This is a genomic window from Paenibacillus sp. 481 (genome assembly GCF_021223605.1).
GTDB lineage: Bacteria > Bacillota > Bacilli > Paenibacillales > Paenibacillaceae > Paenibacillus_B.
The window spans coordinates 4,704,131-4,724,156 of the sequence record NZ_CP075175.1 but is presented as its reverse complement, the minus strand read 5'-3'; the positions used below and the strand labels follow the sequence as shown (position 1 = coordinate 4,724,156).

Here is a 20,026-nt window from a genome sequence, read left to right as displayed (position 1 = left end):
TGAAAGAACATTTAAGTGGATAAATCAACCAATCTCTTTGAAATAATCGTGTTTGCTTAGGACTTTGTATAATTTCGAGCTTGCTTGCACATAAAAAAGCTTGTTGTATGCACCAACGATACGCATACAACAAGCTTACACATTTCTTATTTCACGATATGTCACACTATAAATATGGCAACCACTATGGCAGCCACACTTCATTTACAGACGTGATTGCTGGATTTGTTTCAATGCTGCTGCAATTGGTGCCGGGTCGAAATCAACCGAACTAGCTGCTTCCAAACTGTCCGCATGACGACGTACGACATGCGTCAGTTGTGCCTCCAACTCGTGCAGAAGGGCTGACGATTGCTGCATCATATGATCGATAAATAGTTCTCGATGCTGCTGGACTGCACGCTGCACCGCTTGCATGGCCTGTTCCTCTAGCGCGCGCTTAAGCTCATCACGGCCACCAGCCTCAAAAAAAGCTTTGCTGTTGCGATAGTACCCGCGGAGCCAACGTACGTTCACTTCGGGCACCCAAGCGCTATCTTTGACGTCTGGGGTTGGCCAAGCCGTAAACGGCTCTAGCGTCACATCGCAGCCTGGCAGCTTCTCATTCAAGGTTGGCACAAAGCGACTCCAATGTGCCTGAATAAGCCGTTTGCTCTGCTGTTCCAGCCGCAACGTAGTCGCGTATAGCTCGTTTAGCAGCTCTTTTGTGAAGGTTCGAGCCCATTCTCGATAACAGTGCTCAAGAGCGGCATCGATATTGCGCTCATCCTTACGCAGCGATGCTGGATTAAAGGCATAAGCAAACCAATCACCGAAGCGGAACTGCAAGCGTTGACGAACATGGTACAGCAATTCATCAGCTTCTTGCGTCACAGCTTGGCGTTCATCACGGTTCACCCATGTGTCGCATGCTTGCAGCAGCTCAGCTTCCATCTGGCGAATATGTGCGGCTTGCTGAACACGAGCGTCAGCATCTGCATGCGCAGCATTCCACATCGCTTGCAGTTGCCCTTCGGCTCGCAGCAAATCAGCTTGCGCTGCCTCGACTGCCATTCCTGCCAGCTCGTCGGTAGCAAAGCGCATAAACGCCTGCTCGAACGCCGGTATGCCTGAGCGTTCCAACATTTCCTGTCGACGCTGCTGCTTAGCCTCCAGCGCCTTCAAGCTAGACACAGGGAACAGTCGGGGCGAGCGGATGCCATACTCGTGCAAGCGCCCGCTTACATAGTCGGTAACGCTCTCCAATTCTTCTTGCGAAGCAGCCAAATCTGCTGCATTGACGAGGAAGAACATTTTATCGAGTTCGAACGCGTCTTTCACTCGTCCCAATTGACTCAGGAACTGGCGATCCGCCTGTGAAAACGCATGATTATAGTACGTGACGAACAAGATTACGTCCGCATTTTTAATGTATTCAAATGCAACCCCTGTATGTCGAGCATTAATAGAGTCCGCGCCAGGTGTATCCACAAACACAAAGCCTTCAGCCGTCAGCGGACTGTCAACGTGCAGCTCAATTCGCTCTACAAAAGCAGAACGAGATTCGTCGGCCACATACTGTCGATATTCACGCTCATCGACACGTAGCGATCCGCCTAAGTGGTGACGCGCAGCATCGTAACCGCGTTTCACCGCTTGAATGAAGCTGAAATGCGGGCGCCCCGACGGGTGCAGCATGTCTGGCTTCCAACGATCAATCGCTTTAAGCGCCTGCTCCATCGTAAGCTGATCCGTATTTCGTTCTCCGATGCTTTCTAGCGCATAGCGAATATCATCCAACATGCGGGCTTCACTTTTCATCAACACGCGCGCTGTTCCGTGCGGATACTCCTCCGTTGGCGCACCAATCGTATTGATAGCAGCCGTAGTTGGGTTTGGTGATACTGGTAAGGCATCTTGCCCGATCAGCGCATTCGCAAAAGACGATTTCCCTGCGCTGAACGCACCAAACAGCGCTACGGTAAAGCGGTTAGCTTGCAATCGCTGCGCTTTGCTGCGCATGCTTGAAGCTAATGCTTGCACGCTAGGCAGCTGTTCTAACGCGTCCGCAGCTTGTTCCAGCTGCGTAGCGGTATGGAGTAGCTTGCTCCGTGCATGGCTTGTTTCTGTACGCCCTTCATCAGCTACCGCCCCCGACCCGATAGAGCTCGTAGGGTCTATAGAGTCTGTAAGTTCTATCGGGTCTACATGGCCTGTAGTTTCCATAGACGCTATAGATTCAACTGGATCATCGGAACCACGCTGTTCCCTAATCCCGTCTACAAGCTCCCCGCTGCCCACTGTATCCACATGTAACAAGTTGTCCGAACTTCCAGACGTGCCCCCATCTGTATCGGACTGCCCAATCACTGATTGATTAATCTTAAGCTCAATAGCTTCTACGCTTGGCATATAACTTGACCATCCTGTTGCTTCGTCACTAGCACGCACTGAACCCAGCTCAGCATGCATACGCGCTGATTGCGCAGCTAACTCTCGCTCCCGCTCCGCGATCGTTTCCTCGACGGCCAACAGTTGAGCAAGTCGCACCTGCTCCTCCTGCAACAGATCAGCTTGCACCAGATGTTGTTGTCGCTTGGACTCAAGCAGAGGTTCAGCGACTACCATCGCTGCACGCCTTATCATAGCCTTAGCCTCATCGCTAATCGTGCGGCTGTAATTAAGCGTATACTCCGCAGAGCCCCATGAACCAGCCTGTACCGACTTGGCCAGCCAGTCTGCTGCCAATTCCGGTAACGCCGCTTCCATGTTAGCTGCCCATTCGATTTCATCCTGACCCGCAGCTTGCGCCAGCTTCCGCACCATCTGGATCACATGCACGCCCACATTGGCACGCACGCCCTCTTGCCATTGCTGTGCAAACGCGAGCAAGCGCCGCTCCCGCTCTGCTTGCGTCTTCGCAGTAGTAAACAGCAGCCCTACTTTAAATCCAGGCTTAAGCGTCTCCAAATACGACTGCGCCAAATCACGCGTGACAGCAGGCGTAACGTTAGCATCGCGCAACAGCTTCGCTAACTCTTCGTTAAACGGCCCCCGTACATGGTCAGCCTGTTGCCGTACGGTATCAAGCTCATCGCGCACGTGCATAAGCTGCTCACGGCGTTCAGCAACAACATCCTCGCCACCAGCTTCCTCTATCCAAGCCGCTCGCTGCTCAGCCAATGGCGCCGCCAACAAATGCATATGCTCGCGTATAAGTTCGCTCGTCGCTTGCTCTACACCGTAACGAACAATCTGTTCCCGTTCAGCTATTAGTTCCTGCAAATAAGTAGTAAACTTCATCCATTCATTATAGGGATGTTCCGGTTGTTTAACGGTCACAAAAAAGACAGCTGCTGGCTGCAATTGCCACGCTTCAAGCGCATTCCTAACATCCTGTTTATAATCCGAAAAAGGCAGCTCCTGCTCCCGATGCTTATCAATTTGATTCACAATCCAAATAAGCGGCTTCCCTGCGTCAGCCACCTTCTTCGCGAACGCAAAGTTAAATTCAGACTGCACATGATTATAGTCTGTCACATAGAACACGACATCGGCTAAGTGCATAGCAGATTCCGTCGCCTCACGGTGCGCTTCATCAGTCGAATCGACGCCTGGCGTATCTAGCAGTGCAGCCCCTGCGCGCAGCCAATCGACTTCGGCAAATAACGTCACGCGCTCGATCGACTCTCCATCACGACATACGGCCCCTAGCGATTCCAGCGACACCGACTCGCTTCCTCCGTCCCTGCGCACCACTTCAGCTCGGCTTTGGCCATATCTTACCGTCACAACGTTCGCACTTGTCGGAATCGGACTAGACGGCAACAAAGGTTGTCCACACAGCCGATTAATAACACTCGATTTTCCCGCTGAAAAATGGCCGCAGAACGTCAGCATCAGCGTTCGGTTTTCCCATTTGCCAGCCAACTCGACTAATTTGGCCGCACACCGTTCATCTCCAGCTTGTCTCATTTGTGCAGCCATCAGCGACAGCTGCTGTGCCAAGCGATCTGTAGTAATATCCTCAATACTATTTCCGTTTACATTCCCGATTGGCAACTTACGTTCAGACTTATGTACTTCTACATGCGGTTCCTGCTCTTTATGCTGCATTAACCTGATCCCCCATTACACGTAAATAAAAAAAGAAGAAACCGAACACGTCGGCTTCCTCTTTTTGCCTATGCATTCGGTTTCTAGTGTACCATATTTTGCTCTGTCGGAATAATAATTTCAAACTGCTTGCCATGCTGCAAAATCGTAATGTTGTGCTCTTTTACGCGCATCACTACAACGTCCAACTTTTGGCGCATACGTTCTACGTACTGATCTGGCACTTCGCCAGCAGCATATACCGTAATACCGTCTACTTCAATTTCTTCATCATCTTGCAAAGGGGTATTCATTACCTTTTCATAAATATCAGAAAACTGTTCAAAATTGTCTGTATACACGGAAATACATTTCAACACAACCGACTCCTATCATAAGTGCGCAGTATGTAATCATTTGTCGCACATGGTTTACTGTACATTTTTTCTTTTTTTAGGCATTTTCATACGTATTTTACCCTCTTTACAATCTTCAAGCAGTGGACAAGTTTCGCAGCGGGGTGACTGCGCCTTGCAATGGTAGCGTCCGAAAAAAATAAGTCGATGATGCGTGATCGTCCACTCATCTCGAGGAATCTTGCGCGTAAGCTTCTTCTCGACTTCCAGTACGCTGTCGTTCTCGTCAACAAGCTTCAATCGTTTGGACACGCGCTCGACATGAGTATCCACAGCCATTGCCGGAACATCAAAAGCGTTAGACATGACGACGTTAGCGGTCTTGCGTCCCACTCCTGGCAGTTCGGTCAACTGTTCATGCTTGCGCGGTACTTCACCATTGTATCGCTCCAATAGGATGAGACACAACTTCTGAATATTGTTAGCTTTGTTGCGGAACAAACCTATTCGCCGGATATCTTGCTCCAACTCTTCCAACGGAACAGCCAAGTAATCTTCAGGACGTTTATATTTTTGAAACAGTGTCGCTGTTACCTTGTTCACGGTTTCATCCGTGCATTGAGCTGACAGCAAGACGGCGATGGTCAATTCGAACGGATTAGCATGGTTCAGCTCGCAATGTGCGTCGGGGAACATGTCAGCAATCGTATCTAAAATCCGACGAACACGTACGCTCGTAGCCATAAAGCAATCCTCCCTGGTAATACTTTCTAATCTCGTAAAATAAACCGTCTCACCCACAGGATGAGACGGTCGTATCCATGCCTATAACGTTAAGACACTTTCTCAATCTCCACTACTTGGTCCTTAATAACATACAATACGATATCTGAGTTGTCTTGTAAAGAGCTCACATTTATCTTCTGGCCTTTTTGATGCACATAAGCGTTAGGATGAAGCTTAAAAATAAAGCTTGTATCGGCCATTGAGCGTTTAACGTAAACTTCATTTGTCCGCGAATCATGCTTCCAGAACGTGCGTTTTAATTCCTTAACATGACGAATAATCGTCTTGTCATAAATGTCTTTACGTACTTCGACACGGTCACCGACTTTAATCGCATTCAAATTCGTTGTAGAGGAATTGTCTACGAGAATTTGCGTACCGGTGCCTACTTGGTAGATCGACATTTGCCCTGCACTGTCTTTGACCATCATAACACCTTTGCTCGTATCAAGCGAGTCAATCGTGCCGTATACGACCGAAGAGCGGCTCATTTCAACGACCGTTCTGCCGTCCATCACAACGTTATAATACTCATTAGGTCGTACGTCAGACAATTTCACTAGTTCTCTAGCCATGTTCTTCACTGGTGCCGTGCCAACGTAGAACTCCTCAATCGTGTTGCTATTTGTGCGGAAGCGCACACGGCCATTATTCGTATCCACAGATTCGACCTCAAATTGCTCGTTCGTGCGTACGGAAACAGCACGTACCGTCTTCTGATCATCTTCAAAATGAACCGTAATATGTTGCCCGTTGCTAATGTCCGCCAATTTCGCATTCGTTTTGCCATAAATTTCAACGTAAGACAAATCTTTGCGCATTGGTATCGTAACCGTTTGTCCGTTCACCAACTTCAGCGTCAACGTATTCGCAGCTGCACTTGTATACATAAACGTACCCTCTGTTTTATGTACGAATTGAACCGCAATTGCGTTGCTGCCAGAATATTGTATATTCGCTTTGCGTTTTTCATTGAGCATAGAAGCCAACTCATCGATATTTAGCTTCGAACCGTTATTCTCGATTCTAGTCGCGCCGTTAATCACAAATACACGCGGCAACTGCTTATCGACTTCAACCGTAAGGTATCCTCTTTGCTTGTCGAAGCTAACAACTTGAACACCTAACAACATTTCGACTTTGCGGTTCACTAGTTTAATACGAGTAACCTGATTTTCACTATTGAGCGTCAACTCGACGCGGTCACCGTTTTCTCCAGCGACCAACTCGTCGAACGAAGGGTTGTTCATTCCTTCTAACACAATCTCAAAGTTATGAGCCAACATTTTCGTTTCCAAATTGTTATTGTCCTGTTTAACCGTGATGCTCGTTCTGTTCGCACCTTTATCAAAAAGCACGCCCGAAATCATCATCTCGGAAACGGAAGTCAACTCAATATTCGTTACGATGCTATTTTTAACGGTATAGTTAATAACACTGTTGAGCTTTAAGTCTTTTAGACCGTTCGCCATCAGCTTATTTTGGTAACGAATAACCGCATCTTCAGCGACCGTGAACGTCTCTTTAGCGCCACTTTCCGGCTGAATCGTTACTTTGCGGTTTGGCGTATCAATTTCCGTTAGAGTCCCTTTTGTTGACTTATTGACAGGACCTGATTTCACCTGCAACTCAATCACTTTGCGCTCTTGTGAGAACGTTTCACGCTTAATCACAATCGTGCTTTCAGGCGTGATTTGGGAAGCGCTAATCACATTGCCGCCTGCATCCTTAATAACCGTGTCCTTGTTGAACACGAGTTGCTCCAAATCTTCGCGACCTGGGTGTTTCAAGTATATTTTGCTCTCCGAAGGCGCGACATATTTGACCGATGACTCCGATACATCGACTTTCGGCTCGGCATCTACTAATTCAACATAGGTTGCAACGCTGTTTCTACCAATAATGCGCACTTTCATGTACAAGCCCAAATCTTTCAGTACGATTTGCTTGTCCCCATCCGTGCGGTAGATCATCGTATTTTTGTCATGACGATACGTTTCTGTCTGACCGTCTTCACCATATAAACGCAGCTCTTGATCGGATAGCGCCATCACATATCCGTATCGTTCAGCGGCGTGCTTGACAGTTGTGACCGATTCCCCACGGCTGAAAAATGTCGCCATTTGCGCGCGCGTCACTTCTTTGAGCGGTTCAAATTTATTACCAGCCATACCCGTAGCAAGCTTGAGGTCAACGGCTGCATTTACATAGCCACGAGCCGAAGCGCTAATTTTGCTGTTATCTGCAAAAGTCGTTTGTTTCGTCATGCTCTTCAACGCATCGTCTTGCTTTTTCACAGCACGGACGAGAATTTTAGTTACCCATTCACGTGATGCCTTTTGATCGCCCCACGGCTTCTTAGGATCAGGCTTGAGAAGTTCCTCTTCCTTCGTGAGCAACCCTTCCTTAAAGGCAAGTACGATATACGGCTTAAAATAATTCCCTACTTTAAAATCTTTCGGTAAAGAGGCATTATCGCCTGTCTGCAGCTCGCCTTCCAATCCCATAAAGCGGATTGCCATCGTCACAGCTTCTTGCTGCGTGACAGGATCGTTAGGACGAAATTTACCATTGTTTCCTTGCAAGATACCAAGTGCAGCCAATTTATGTATATGCTTCTCTGCCCAGAAGCCAAGCTTCACATCATTAAATACCGGGCTCACACCAGATGTTGATGTTGTGGTTGATGTTGTTGTGGTCTTCGTCGATTGTGTCTTCGTGCCGCTGACCTTGGACGGCTCGGCTGCGAACACTGTCGGGGCTGTACCGATCGTTAGCGAGACTGCTAACAGAGCACTACCCCATTTCTGTACTGAACGTGTTCGCTTAGGTTGGTTTAATTGCATATTGCATCTCCTTCCAGAAATTTTCCGTTAAGAGGGTATAATTCGACAAGTACAGGAATGATTCCTGCCTTGTTTATGAAAAATATTGTGAGACTTCCATAGAAAGCGTCAAATCATGGAGCCTCGAACACGAAAACGCCCCTTGCCAACTGGAAAGTCGACAAAAGGCGCTCCAACATTTACTAATCATTTTTATTCACAGTTTTTTCGATTTAATGGTAGGAATTACACTTTGTCTCATTTTTTCACAACAGACCACAATGCCGGTACCACAGTCGGCTCCCAGCCTGAGAGCGAAGTGTGTCCAATTACACAAGTAAAGAGCGCGTTCTCAAATGCAACTATATCACCAACTTGATACGTTTGCTGAGGCTGCCATACTTTCGTTGGTGCAGTTGGAGCTGGTGTAAGCTGCACTTGCAAAGCCTGACTGAGCGGTGACACATTGCCTGCCTTGTCCACGGTTTGTACTGTAAATGTGTACGGAATAGACGGCTGCAACCCTGTTACCGTGAAGGAAGCCGTTACACTTGATCCAACAAGTGTTGCACCATTAAAAATGTTATAGCGAATCCCCTGAACGGTGCCATTCCCGTCCGAGCTATTCGGATTATTCGCTTCATTAAATACATTCGTATCCGACCAACCCAACGTCACGCTGTCATACGTTTGCGCTGTGACGCTTAGCTGCTCAGGTGCTTTTAAAGAAACAGGAAGAGACTCAGCCCCCAATGTGCTGCTTGTGATGTTAGCCCCTTGCCCAGACACGACGAGCGCAAATGGCTGTGTTTGCTGCGGCACATTGTACGCTTTAACGGTTACTTGGTACACTCCCGTTTGTACGTTGTTCAAATAGACATTTTCCACATTATTAATTCGATCATATACCGCGCAAGTACTGCTAGCCGTATTGGCTGCGAAGCAATTTCCTTTAAAACGCTCCCCGTTTGGCGCAACCACTTCTACGTCTAAGTCATTGACAAGCAATTTGGTAGCTTGGACAGCACCTTGATAGTCATTCCAAACGGTAGAAATTTTAAGCGGTTGACCGCTCTTTGCTTGAACGGAAAAAGTTACAGCATCTCCCGTTTTCAAGCCTGTACCATAGTCAGCGAAATCTACTGTTCTACCATTAGTAGGAAAGAGAGAGTGTTCGAGATCGACTTTACCCCAGCCCGTCTCTCTACTCATCCAACCGTAACCGACATCCTGTGCGCCGTTAATTAATGTTGCTTTAATGAGCGCCGCTGACGGCGTTACTTGCTTCTGCTCGATAAAATGCTGGCGCACGATTGCCGCCGCTCCTGCTACAGCTGGTGTAGCCATTGACGTTCCCGACATCGTTGTATAGTTCGCATTGTCCGCATACGGCCGTGTGCTCGAAACGGAGGAGCGCGCAGAAATAATTGAAGATCCGGTTGCGACTACATCTGGCTTGATACGCCCATCTATCGCAAATCCTCTACCGGAAGTAGACGCGATTTGGTTAGGTGTACTTTTTAATAGATTCCCGACTGTAATCGTATTTTTCGCATTGCCAGGTGCGGAAATCGTATTGCTTCTGCTGCCATCATTGCCTGCGGCAAACAAGACTGCGAAATCTTTGTTCGCAAATGTGTACTCATCTACACGATTCGAATTCGCATTGTATGAGTAATTAAAGCGTGAGCCCCATGAATTCGTATGAATGCTGGCCCCTAGCGACTTCGCTGTACCGAACAAATTACGGACATCTCCAGCGCAAATGCTTGTCCCGCCGCAACCGATCGCTTGAAACACCATTTTCGCGCCAGGAGCAACGCCTTTGTACTGTCCGTTCGACATCTTGCCTGTTCCGAGCACTGTGCCAGCTACATGTGTCCCGTGACCATTCAAATCGTGCCATGTACCTGTTGGATTAGCGACTGGCGTAGCATGCAATTGACCTTCAAAATCTTGATGCAGCGTAGTTAAATCACCAGAATCTAGACCGCTGTCTGCAACAGCAACCACTTGCCCTTTTCCATCAAAGCCTTTGCTCCATGCCCCATTAGGTGAAGAAGCCTTGACTTGTGCAGATACAAAATCATTAAACAGTTCATCTTGCGCCTTTGGTTCAATATATGTAACGTCTGGATGTTGGAGTAATGCAGGGATGATTGCTTCTTCAAAAGAGGCTTCTATCGCGCCTTCATACACTTGCAGTGAGGTTACGTTCTGTGCATGCAGCCACGCTGTGACATTTGATTCTTTTCCTTTAAAAATGGAAATAATATAAATACGGTTAGGGTCGGCTCCGTGTGGATCTTCACCTACACCTGTAGATAACAGCGAGCCGCCTTTCCATTCTGCCTGATAAGGAGTTACGTTATAAATGAGGTTATTCGATGCTAGTAGATTCGCCTGCTGCGGTGAAATCGTAACCAAGTAAGCGAAGTCAGGCAAATATTCACCAATAACTGCCCCATGGTCAATTAACACCTGTTTAGAGCTTTCAGAAATGACGTCTTTAAATTGAACGACGTACAATTTAGGCTGCTCACTTGCCTCACCTTCGGAAAAGCTCTCGCCCCATAGGCCATCTTGTAAATTAATACTGCCCGATTTCAAATGTAGCAATCGCTCCGGTGACGCTTGCGGCTGCTGGGAGCCGGCTTGTGCAGATACGACTGGCGACAATAAGCTTAACGCCATTACGAGTGATAGAACAAAAGAAAGTTTACTTTTCATCATGATCCTCCTCATTATTATTCAACTTGTGTCGACCCGTTGTTCCTTTTACTAATGTTTCACCTCGCATCACTCTCGTATTTTGATAACGATAACATTTACATGTTTTCCTTTCGCTGCACACAAAGTTTCTATGTGAAACATATGAATGTATGAACCAATAATAAAATAATTACTTCAGCGTTTCAATAATTTTTTTCAATAATTTCCTATTCATCGTTTATTCATTTGCCATAAGATGCTAGATTTAACGTTTAACATGATCATTTCACGGTGTAACAGTACTTTTGAATCAAGATAAATCTCATATACGTAGGTATCATTTATGAGATACAATGTAGTAAGCTGCATAAAAATGAGGTGATTAACATAAAGGATACGAATTCAATAGCTGTCATTTCTGATATACATAGTAACAGCTATGCGTTGGAAGCCGTCCTGCGTCACATTGATGCGCGCGGGATTAAGACGATTGTAAATTTAGGAGATTCGTTGTTTGGTCCTATCAATCCCCTCCAAACAGCACAATTGCTCATCGATCGATCAGATATGATTCACATAATGGGCAATTGTGACCGCTACTTACTTCAGGATCAGATGGAATCCGCAACTTTTCAATATGTAAAATCGCTGCTTACTCCACAAATCGAACATTGGCTTCGATCTTTTAAAAAGACGTACATATTTGAAGATATCTTATTTTGTCATGGGACACCTTTTGCAGATGATGTATATTTGCTAGAGGAAGTGACACCGTTTGGTGTAATTGAGAAGAGTTCTTCTGCCCTTACGTCCGAGCTGGCTCCAATTACCCAATCTCTCATTTTTTGTGGACACACTCATTTGCAAAAATCAGTATGGCTGCCGGACGGAAAATGGATCGTTAATCCTGGAAGTGTCGGCCTTCCAGCCTATTATGAGGATATACCTTATCCTCACGCTATGGAGTCTATGACTCCTCACGCCAAATACTTGACTGTAAGTCGACATGAGCATTCATGGCGTATTGAACATATTTCACTTCCATACGATTATGAGCAAGCCGCTCATATTGCAGCGCAACATGGACGTCACGATTATAGTCATGCCATTCAACATGGCAAAGCCCTAGTTAGCTAGTGATACAAAGCAAAAGGCTGATTGCCGCGCATTTCCCCAATCGATTATTCATTCGCGCTGCGCAATCAGCCTTCGTCCATTATGTTATTTCGTGTACACTTACAAATCTTGAATGTCTTCGATTGGAACGTTGACCGGAATTACCGCTCCTTTATCGCGGTCGATCCGATATTGCTGCACCTCTTTCGATTGAACAGCTTGTACAATTTTCGCGAAATCTTGATTATCTTTATCCTTCGTACGTGCAGCGATAACATTAATGTAAGGTTTGGCTGCTACATCGTTCGGATCTTCTTTGTAAAGCGGATCTTTTGCCGGGTCCAGCTTCGCTTGGACCGCAATACCATTGTTAATAACTGCTGCTGCCGCATCGTCTAACGTACGTGCAGTATGACCAGCCGTCACAGGCTCAATAATGAGATTTTTCGGATTTTCAGCAATTTGCTCAATGCCGCCCCGCGGATCATAATTAGGCTTCAACTTAATTAAGTTAGCGGATTGAAGCAGCTTTAAGGCACGAATCGAATTCGTAACGTCGTTCGGAATCGTAATCGTTGCACCATCTGGAATTTCGCTGAGCTGCTTATGTTTTTTCGAATATACACCCATCGGGGCAATCGCGGTCGATCCGATAGCGACAATATCAAGCTGATGATCACGCTTAAATTGATTCATATACGTAATCGTCTGAAACACATTCAAATCAATTTCGCCATCATGCAGCGCTTTGTTCGGTTGGACATAATCGTTGAACTTGATAAGCTCTACTTTAATGTTGTCAGCATCCAGCTTTTTTTGCACAATTGTCCACAAATCAATTTCGTCCCCGTTAACTCCGACCTTCACAACTCGCTGGTCGCTGCTCGCTTTACTTCCACAACCTGTTACCACACTTAGCAAAAATAGTGCTGCAAATACTGCCGCAAAAATAGTACGTTTCTTCATCCTCTTCTCCTCCTAATTGTACGTGATAATGCGTTGCCTGCGCTTTGGATCAACTGGACAAGCACAACGAGCAGGACAACCGTAACTACAATGACTTCCGTTTCAAACCGTTGATACCCATACGTGATCGCTAAATCACCGATGCCTCCTGCGCCGACCGCACCGGCGGCCGCACTTGCACCGATCAGACCGATCGTCGCTGTCGTAAACGCTAATATTAATGACGGGACCGCTTCAGGAATCATGAAGCGCCACACGATTTGCACTTTTGTCGCCCCCATCGCATGGGCAGATTCGATAACACCCTTGTCCACTTCCAATAGAGCAGCTTCGATTAAGCGAGCTAAATAGGGACCCGTGTATATAGACAGTGGCACAATTGCTGCCGCTACGCCGATCGACGTTCCGGTAAGCAACCGAGTCAATGGGATGATCGCAACAAGTAAAATAATAAACGGCACCGAACGCGCAATATTGATCACAATATTGAGCACATGAAACACGAAATAGTTCGCCCAAATCCCACCAGGCCGCGATATGACTAAAATAATGCCGAGCGGCAAGCCGATTAACGAGCCAAACAAAAGCGATCCAAGTACGGTATAGAACGTTTCTTCACAAGCCTGCCAAAATTGCGGCAATATAAGCTCCCAACTCAAATTCATACGGCTACCTCCTTAATCTCTACGCCTTCACGCTCAATAAACGCTAACGTTTTGTCGCGCTCACTCGCCGCACCCTCTAAAGCAACAATGAGATTGCCGTACGGTTGCGATTGTAGTTCAATGATCGAGCCGTATAAAATGTTTAAGCGTATATCAAATTGTCTAGATACTTCGCTCAGTAATGGCTTGGCTGTTTTGTCTCCCCTAAAAATAAAGCGGTATAACTTTTGGTTCAACAAATGTTTGCTGTATGACGCTGGATAATCGTGCTGAAGCACCGTATTAACGAAATTTTTCGTCACCGCATGCTCCGCATTTGTAAATACTTCATACACAGATCCTTGCTCAACAATCATGCCATCTTCCATTACGGCAACCTTGCTACACAAATCTCGGATCACACTCATCTCGTGTGTAATGAGAACAATCGTAATACCATACTTGCGATTAATTCGCTTAAGCAGCTCCAAAATCGTCGCTGTCGTTTCAGGATCAAGTGACGATGTTGCTTCGTCACACAACAGAATGTCAGGATCGGTAACAAGCGCTCGCGCAATCCCTACCCGCTGTTTTTGCCCACCGGACAATTGCCCTGGATATACATCCTCTTTACCGGTCAAACCAACAAAATCAAGAATCTCTTTCACTTTCGCTTGGACTTGTTGCTTAGACTGTCCATCCAAATAAAGTGGCATTGCGACATTGTCATATACGGTTTTGGCCGATAGTAGATTAAAGTGCTGAAAAATCATACCAATCTTTTTACGACATTGCCTCAACTCCTTCTCATTTAAAGTAGCAATATCCACTTTGTTAATGAGTACAGCGCCTTCTGTCGGCACTTCTAGCTTGTTAATACAACGCAGCAACGTACTTTTACCCGCTCCTGAGAAGCCAATAATACCAAAAATGTCTCCTCTCTCGATGTGCAACTGAATATCTTTCAGTGCATGTGTAACTGTTGCTCCGGTAAACACTTTTGAAACTTGCTTAATCTCAATCAACGGGCATCCCTCCGAAAAAAAATAGAGCTCTTTTCGCCTAGACGAAAAGAGCTCCTTGACATCATGTTGCATAACATCCATAACATCAGTTCAGCACTTATCTGTCAGGCATTCACCTGCTGGAATTGGCACAGTTCTATAAAAAACATATAGAACCGCTGCCGAGGTATCGTAGGGCCAGTCCCTCCACCTCTCTAGATAAGAAACATTGATATTAAATTATAGTATTATAATAGGAATTGTATGCTTTGATGTCAATCTTTTTTTTCAGACACGTTTTTTGAACATTATTTTTGCGTCCAGAGAGCAGGCACTGCTACTGGGTTCCCACCGTTTGCAGACGTGTGTGCTTGCAGAGCTTGATAGGTCTTATTCTCAAATGAAACGATATCATTCACGTTATAAGCTTTATCCGCTTGCCATGCCGGAACAGCTGGCTGTGCAGTGACTTTCACCGTCAAAGCAGTGCTTCCTGGGGAAACATTCTGCGTGGCGTCTTTCACTTTGACCGTAAAATTGTACGATTGCTCAGCTTGTAAGCCATTCACTTTGAACGTTTTGGTTGTTGATGTTCCAGCTAATACGTTGCCGTTGTAAATGTCATACGAAGTTACAACTTTATTCGTATTAGGATCATTCCAAGTCAACGTAACCGAACCGTATGTTTGCTCTGTTACCGATAAGTTAGTCGGTGCCAACAACGCAGCTACCGGCTCTTCGTTTGCACTTGCTGTTAATGCAGCATTACTGCCCGTTACAACGAGTGCAAATGGCTGTGTCAAGCGTGGTACGTTGTACGCTTTCACTTTGATTGTGTACGTACCTGCACCAGCAGTGTTGAAATACACGTTCTCAACATTGTTTGCTCTGTCAAATGAAGCACACGTTGTGGCTGCTGTGTTGCTGGCAAAGCAGTTGCCTTTGAACACTTGACCAGTTGGGGACGTTACTTCCAAGTCCAAGTCATTGACTAACGCTTTAGAAGTTGACACAGCAGCTTGATAATCGGTCCATACTGTGGAAATTTTGAGTGGTTGACCGCTTCCAACCGTAACTTTGTACGTTTTTACCTCTCCTGTACGGAGACCCGCAGTCTGATCAACGTGTTGAGCTTGAAGTCCGTTTTCAGGATACAGCGACGATTGAAGATTTACACGTCCCCAACCTGTTTCACGGCTGCCCCAACCGTAGCCGATATCTTTAGCGCCATTGATTAATGTCGCTTTTACTAATGCAGCGGATGGTTCGATGCGTTTAACGGAATTGAAATATTCACGAACGATTGCGGTTGCACCTGCTACAGCTGGTGTAGCCATTGAAGTTCCGGATAAGGTTGCGTAAAACTCGTTAGGATTGCCGACTAAGGAGGAGATTGAGGATCTAGGTGAGACGATGGATGTACCTGTAACGACTACGTCGGGCTTAACACGTCCATCGAACGTAAAGCCGCGGCTGGAGTATGAAGCGACTTGATTCGGGTTCGTTTTAGCCAAACTTCCGACAGTAATTGAATTTTTCGCTGTACCTGGAGTAGCTACCGAGTTATTGCCCCAGCTGCCTGAATTACCAGCAGCGAACAAAATATTGAAGTTCTTGTTGCTAAATGCATATTCATCGACTTTGGCAGCGTTGCTGTTATACGAGTTAGAAGAAGCTCCCCATGAGTTGGTGTGGATTTTGGCGCCTAGTGCTGCTGTATCACCGAATAGTGTAAGCATGTCTCCAGGGCAGATACTGTTGCCACCGCAGCTGATTGCTTGGGCTACCAACTTTGCACCAGGTGCAACTCCTTTATATTTCCCATTCGATTCTGCACCGTTACCGAGTACTGTCCCTGCAACGTGCGTACCATGACCATTTGGATCTGACCAGTCGCCTGGAGTTCCTCTGTCAAGCGGGGTTGCGTGAAGCTGACCTTCAAAATCTCTATGCAGAGCTGTTTCATCACCTGAATCAAGTCCGCTGTCACCCACACCAACCACTTGCCCTTTGCCTGTTAGTCCGCGGGCCCATACGCCTGTCGGTCCAGAGGCTCCTACTTGGTTGGCAACAAAATCGTTTGATGTCGTATATTGAAGTTTTGGTTCGATGTAAGTTACATCTTCATTTTGGAGTAGGGTTTGGATTTGTTCGGAAGTGAGTTTGGCTTCAACGATGCTGTCGTACACTTTCACATCGTGAGATGATTGGCTCTTAATGAACGAAGCGACTTTGGACTCGCTTCCTTTGAATGTGGAGATGACATATTCGTCAGGGATGATACTATCAGTTGTGGAGAATGTTCCTTCTTTCCATGCTGGTTGGAATCGAGTTACGCTGTGGATGAGGTCGTTCGTAGCGAGTTGACTGGCTTGCTTACCATTAATGCGCACTAGATAGGCGAAGTCGGGTAAATAATCGCCAATCTCGGCACCGCTAGTGAGTAGGAGCTCCTTGGACTTCTCGGTGATGACGTCTTTGAATTGAACAACATACAATTTCGATTCATCTGATTGGTCACCGTTGAAGAACTCGTTCGAAGGGTTGGATTGTAAATCCACATGTCCTGACTTTAAGTAGAGTTTCGGTGCGAGCGGTTGCTCTTGGGCGGCGAACCCGGTTGGTAAAAATGCTGGTGAGAATAGAGTTACGGTTAGTGCGACTGATAATCCAATGGCAAGCTTACGTTTCATTCTGAATCCTCCTTTTAAATTGGTACTTAGTTGGAGAGCATTGCAGTGTATCAACGAAGTCTTGTAATTGTTCCTCCTTTCCAGCCTCCCCATGTTTTGGGCGGTAGGCTTAACAGAATAATAACGCGTGATTTTATAAATTACAATAGCTTTTGTCAAATTTGTTACAATGAAAGGGATGTATTTTTTCAGAAAATTTGAATATATGATGTCTTTGCCACAATTTCGTCACATTATAGACACAAAAAATGAGGAATCCGTAGATTCCTCATTCTCTTCACGCAATATGGATGACTCACATTAAGAACATTTTGTATGTCACTTGATGAGTTCGAGATTAGTTCGAGATTAGTTCGAGCGCTTGATCGGATGATCCAGCGTCACATGTCCCATTAAGCTTTCAGTCGCTTTTCCATCGATCAAAATATCAATTGCTTGCACTTCATCGAATTGGAATATCGTCTTCGTCATCGCGTCCAATGCAAGCTGCTCACCACCAGAACCCAAGTTAGCTTGTTGCGGAATGTGCACATCAAGCGTCAACGTACCGTCTTTCATGACGATAGACTTGAACTGAACATTTTCCCACAACGCAATCGTATCTGCTTGGTCGGTTTGTTTCAACGCTTCTGCAGCTGCTTTATATTTCTCTTCCTCATTCGTAAATGAGATCGTCTTATTGTACGATTTGAGCTCCATAAGTTGGTCATCAGTCACGTACACCTGAATAGACTTTTCTTGCTTGTTCGCTTGTTTAGGCGGTTCCGACTTATGGCCTGGCTGTTCCGTCTGAGAATTGCCTTCGGTGGTCGGCTGACCGCTATTATTCGGCGTTGTCTCTTTGCCTATACATGCTGTCATTAGGGAGACGGCAAGTAGAACAACTGCTACGCCCCACCATTTTTGTTTAGTCATTTGGCATCGACCTCCTCTACACCGTACATAACGTAGCTACCTGACTAGAAGTTTCAACGTTTTATATCATTATAGTTTAAGATAGTCCTAAATATGCTTTAATCCCTTTAACGACATTTTCTGCAACGCGCTGCTGGAATGACTCACTGAACAGCTGCGCCTCATCGCCAGAGTTAGTTAGATAGCCAACCTCCAATAATACAGCAGGCATCTTCGTTTCTCTGACAACATGGAAATTGCCTGTTCTTACTTTTCTATCATTGAGCTGTGTACCTTGGACGAGATGTTTATGCAAAACTTCTGCCAACTTCTTGCTATCTTCGCGCCAATAGTACGTTTCCGTTCCACCTACAGTCGGCCTATTATCGATGCTGTTAGCATGAACGGAGACAAACAAGTCGGCTCCTAAATTGTTAGCCTGTGCAGCACGTTCTTTGAGTGCACGGAACGTATCATCTTCACGTGTCATAACCACATGGAAACGGCTGTCTTTGCGCAGCAATTCTGCAACTTTCAAGGAAAGTCCCAAGTTAAAATCTTTCTCATAGCGCTTGCGGACGCTTACTGCCCCCGAATCGTGCCCACCATGACCCGCATCAATCACGATAGCGTATTTGCCTTTTGGCTTCGTCGGTTTGACAGGATCTGTCGTCCCGCTCGAATTTGGCGTAAAGGCAATGGATAAAAGACCTTGCTCATTGTAAGTAATTTTGTTCGCAAGTGCATGATTCGCATCAATCACAAAACGTACCGTATTCGGTTGGTCGCTAAACTGAGCAAAGCGAATACGCTGTACATCAGGATACTCTGTTACGACTAGTTCCCCTTGCCCGTCAGCGTTAAAGCTGTATTTTTCAAAGAAGGAATTAGAAAATACGCTGTACGGCAAGTCAATGACAACACGATCAGGCGAAGTCATCGTTGAAATAATTGGCGTCACATTGCGATCCATAGCGATATGTAATTCATTGTCAAAAAAAGATACATCATTGATTAACGCATCCGGCGTGGATGGCGTTTCCCCTGATCCATTTGACGAGTTGTTGCCGTTGTTGCTGTTGTTACCATTATTTCCGTTACTGCCTGTATTGCCCGAGTTACCGCCTTCATTCGGTGTCGGCGGCGTTACTGGATCTACTCCTTGTTTTTCAGTAAACAAGTATACCGATTTCGTATCATTGTCCCAAGAAACTTCCATTCCCGTGCTCTCCCCGACAAAGCGCAGCGGCACTAGGACCGAAGATCCACTTAATACCGGAGGCGTCGTGAGTTGAACATCTTTACCATTTACTTGTGCAGTCTTCTTGTTGACGGTCAAGCTCATTTGTTGCTGATCACCATTTATGGCAACCGTTCGCGCCTTTGCATCCCATCCTACCTTGAATCCTAGCTCTTCCGAAACGACGCGAATCGGAATCATGACGGAATTGTTCATCATCATAATTTTTTCCGGCAATTTCAGTGAACTGCCGTTCAGATACAAGCTCGGGTCAGTTGCAGCTTGTCCGATGTTAGGAAAAAGAAAACAAACAAACATCATTAACAACAAACTTCCATATAACCTTTTTTTCCTATTCTGCATCTTCACCTCTACATCCTTTCGTCATGTTCCGCTCATTCCTAATTGTCTATTAAGAACGGACGTATATTTAGACGAATCAAATAGACAAAAGTTGCGTCATTTCAACACTTTTAGGGAGAAAATAGGCATCCATATTTAACCTGTTTGATTCGATCTGCGGCCTCATTTTTCATTTCGCCGGAGGAAATGATCACGATATGCCTTTCTATGAAAGCTTTAGGTATCGTTGTCGCCCATCATTTCGGTATCTAATTCATATAACGGTCAACTGCAAGAAAAATTACATATCTACTCAAAAAAATGGTTAATAAAATTTTGATTGCGAAACGTATTAGCTTCGCATATACTGTAGT

12 protein-coding genes and 1 riboswitch are annotated in these 20,026 nt (G+C 45.9%); of the genes, 1 reads left to right on the top strand and 11 read right to left on the bottom strand.

The features are described from left to right. Positions 1-204: 204 nt before the first annotated feature. From KIK04_RS20800 to KIK04_RS20780, 5 genes are all read right to left on the bottom strand, one after another. Positions 205-4,095: a dynamin family protein gene (locus tag KIK04_RS20800; RefSeq protein WP_232275485.1), complete on the bottom strand. Its 3,891-nt coding sequence runs from the start codon at positions 4,093-4,095 to the stop codon at positions 205-207. An 83-nt stretch (positions 4,096-4,178) separates the two neighbouring features. After that, the gene (locus KIK04_RS20795; protein WP_232278845.1) at positions 4,179-4,451 is read right to left on the bottom strand and encodes an NAD/NADP transhydrogenase alpha subunit; all 273 of its coding nucleotides are present in this window, start codon (positions 4,449-4,451) and stop codon (positions 4,179-4,181) included. 54 nt (positions 4,452-4,505) lie between these two features. Then, positions 4,506-5,174, bottom strand: a complete 669-nt coding sequence (gene nth / locus KIK04_RS20790; RefSeq protein ID WP_232275484.1) for an endonuclease III — start codon at positions 5,172-5,174, stop codon at positions 4,506-4,508. Positions 5,175-5,263: 89 nt separating this feature from the next. Next, a complete protein-coding gene (locus tag KIK04_RS20785; protein WP_232275483.1) occupies positions 5,264-8,062 on the bottom strand; it encodes an S-layer homology domain-containing protein in 2,799 nt (932 codons plus the stop codon). A 237-nt stretch (positions 8,063-8,299) separates the two neighbouring features. After that, positions 8,300-10,774 carry a S8 family serine peptidase gene (locus KIK04_RS20780; protein WP_232275482.1) on the bottom strand — a complete coding sequence of 825 codons (2,475 nt, stop codon included), beginning with the start codon at positions 10,772-10,774 and terminating at the stop codon, positions 8,300-8,302. 366 nt (positions 10,775-11,140) lie between these two features. Here KIK04_RS20780 and KIK04_RS20775 point away from each other — a divergent pair, with 366 nt between their 5' ends. Continuing rightward, positions 11,141-11,890, top strand: a complete 750-nt coding sequence (locus KIK04_RS20775; protein WP_442951188.1) for a metallophosphoesterase family protein — start codon at positions 11,141-11,143, stop codon at positions 11,888-11,890. A 99-nt stretch (positions 11,891-11,989) separates the two neighbouring features. Here the strand turns inward: KIK04_RS20775 and KIK04_RS20770 are convergent, their stop codons facing one another. From KIK04_RS20770 to KIK04_RS20745, 6 genes are all read right to left on the bottom strand, one after another. After that, positions 11,990-12,835 (bottom strand): MetQ/NlpA family ABC transporter substrate-binding protein, encoded by an 846-nt coding sequence (locus KIK04_RS20770; RefSeq protein ID WP_232275480.1) that lies wholly within the window; start codon positions 12,833-12,835, stop codon positions 11,990-11,992. After that, positions 12,832-13,500, bottom strand: a complete 669-nt coding sequence (locus tag KIK04_RS20765) for a methionine ABC transporter permease (RefSeq protein ID WP_232275479.1) — start codon at positions 13,498-13,500, stop codon at positions 12,832-12,834. Before KIK04_RS20765 ends, KIK04_RS20770 begins: the two co-directional genes overlap by 4 nt. Then, positions 13,497-14,504: a methionine ABC transporter ATP-binding protein gene (locus KIK04_RS20760; protein ID WP_232275478.1), complete on the bottom strand. Its 1,008-nt coding sequence runs from the start codon at positions 14,502-14,504 to the stop codon at positions 13,497-13,499. The genes KIK04_RS20765 and KIK04_RS20760 overlap by 4 nt, the downstream gene beginning before the upstream one ends. A gap of 94 nt (positions 14,505-14,598) precedes the next feature. Then, positions 14,599-14,709: riboswitch (SAM riboswitch) on the bottom strand. A gap of 82 nt (positions 14,710-14,791) precedes the next feature. Then, positions 14,792-17,176, bottom strand: coding sequence for a S8 family serine peptidase (locus tag KIK04_RS20755; protein ID WP_232275477.1), 2,385 nt, complete (start codon positions 17,174-17,176; stop codon positions 14,792-14,794). Positions 17,177-17,524: 348 nt separating this feature from the next. Beyond that, the gene (locus KIK04_RS20750) at positions 17,525-18,091 is read right to left on the bottom strand and encodes a GerMN domain-containing protein (RefSeq protein WP_232275476.1); all 567 of its coding nucleotides are present in this window, start codon (positions 18,089-18,091) and stop codon (positions 17,525-17,527) included. A gap of 76 nt (positions 18,092-18,167) precedes the next feature. Then, entirely contained in the window at positions 18,168-19,631 is a 1,464-nt protein-coding gene (locus KIK04_RS20745; protein ID WP_232275475.1) for an N-acetylmuramoyl-L-alanine amidase, read from the bottom strand. Positions 19,632-20,026 lie beyond the last annotated feature (395 nt).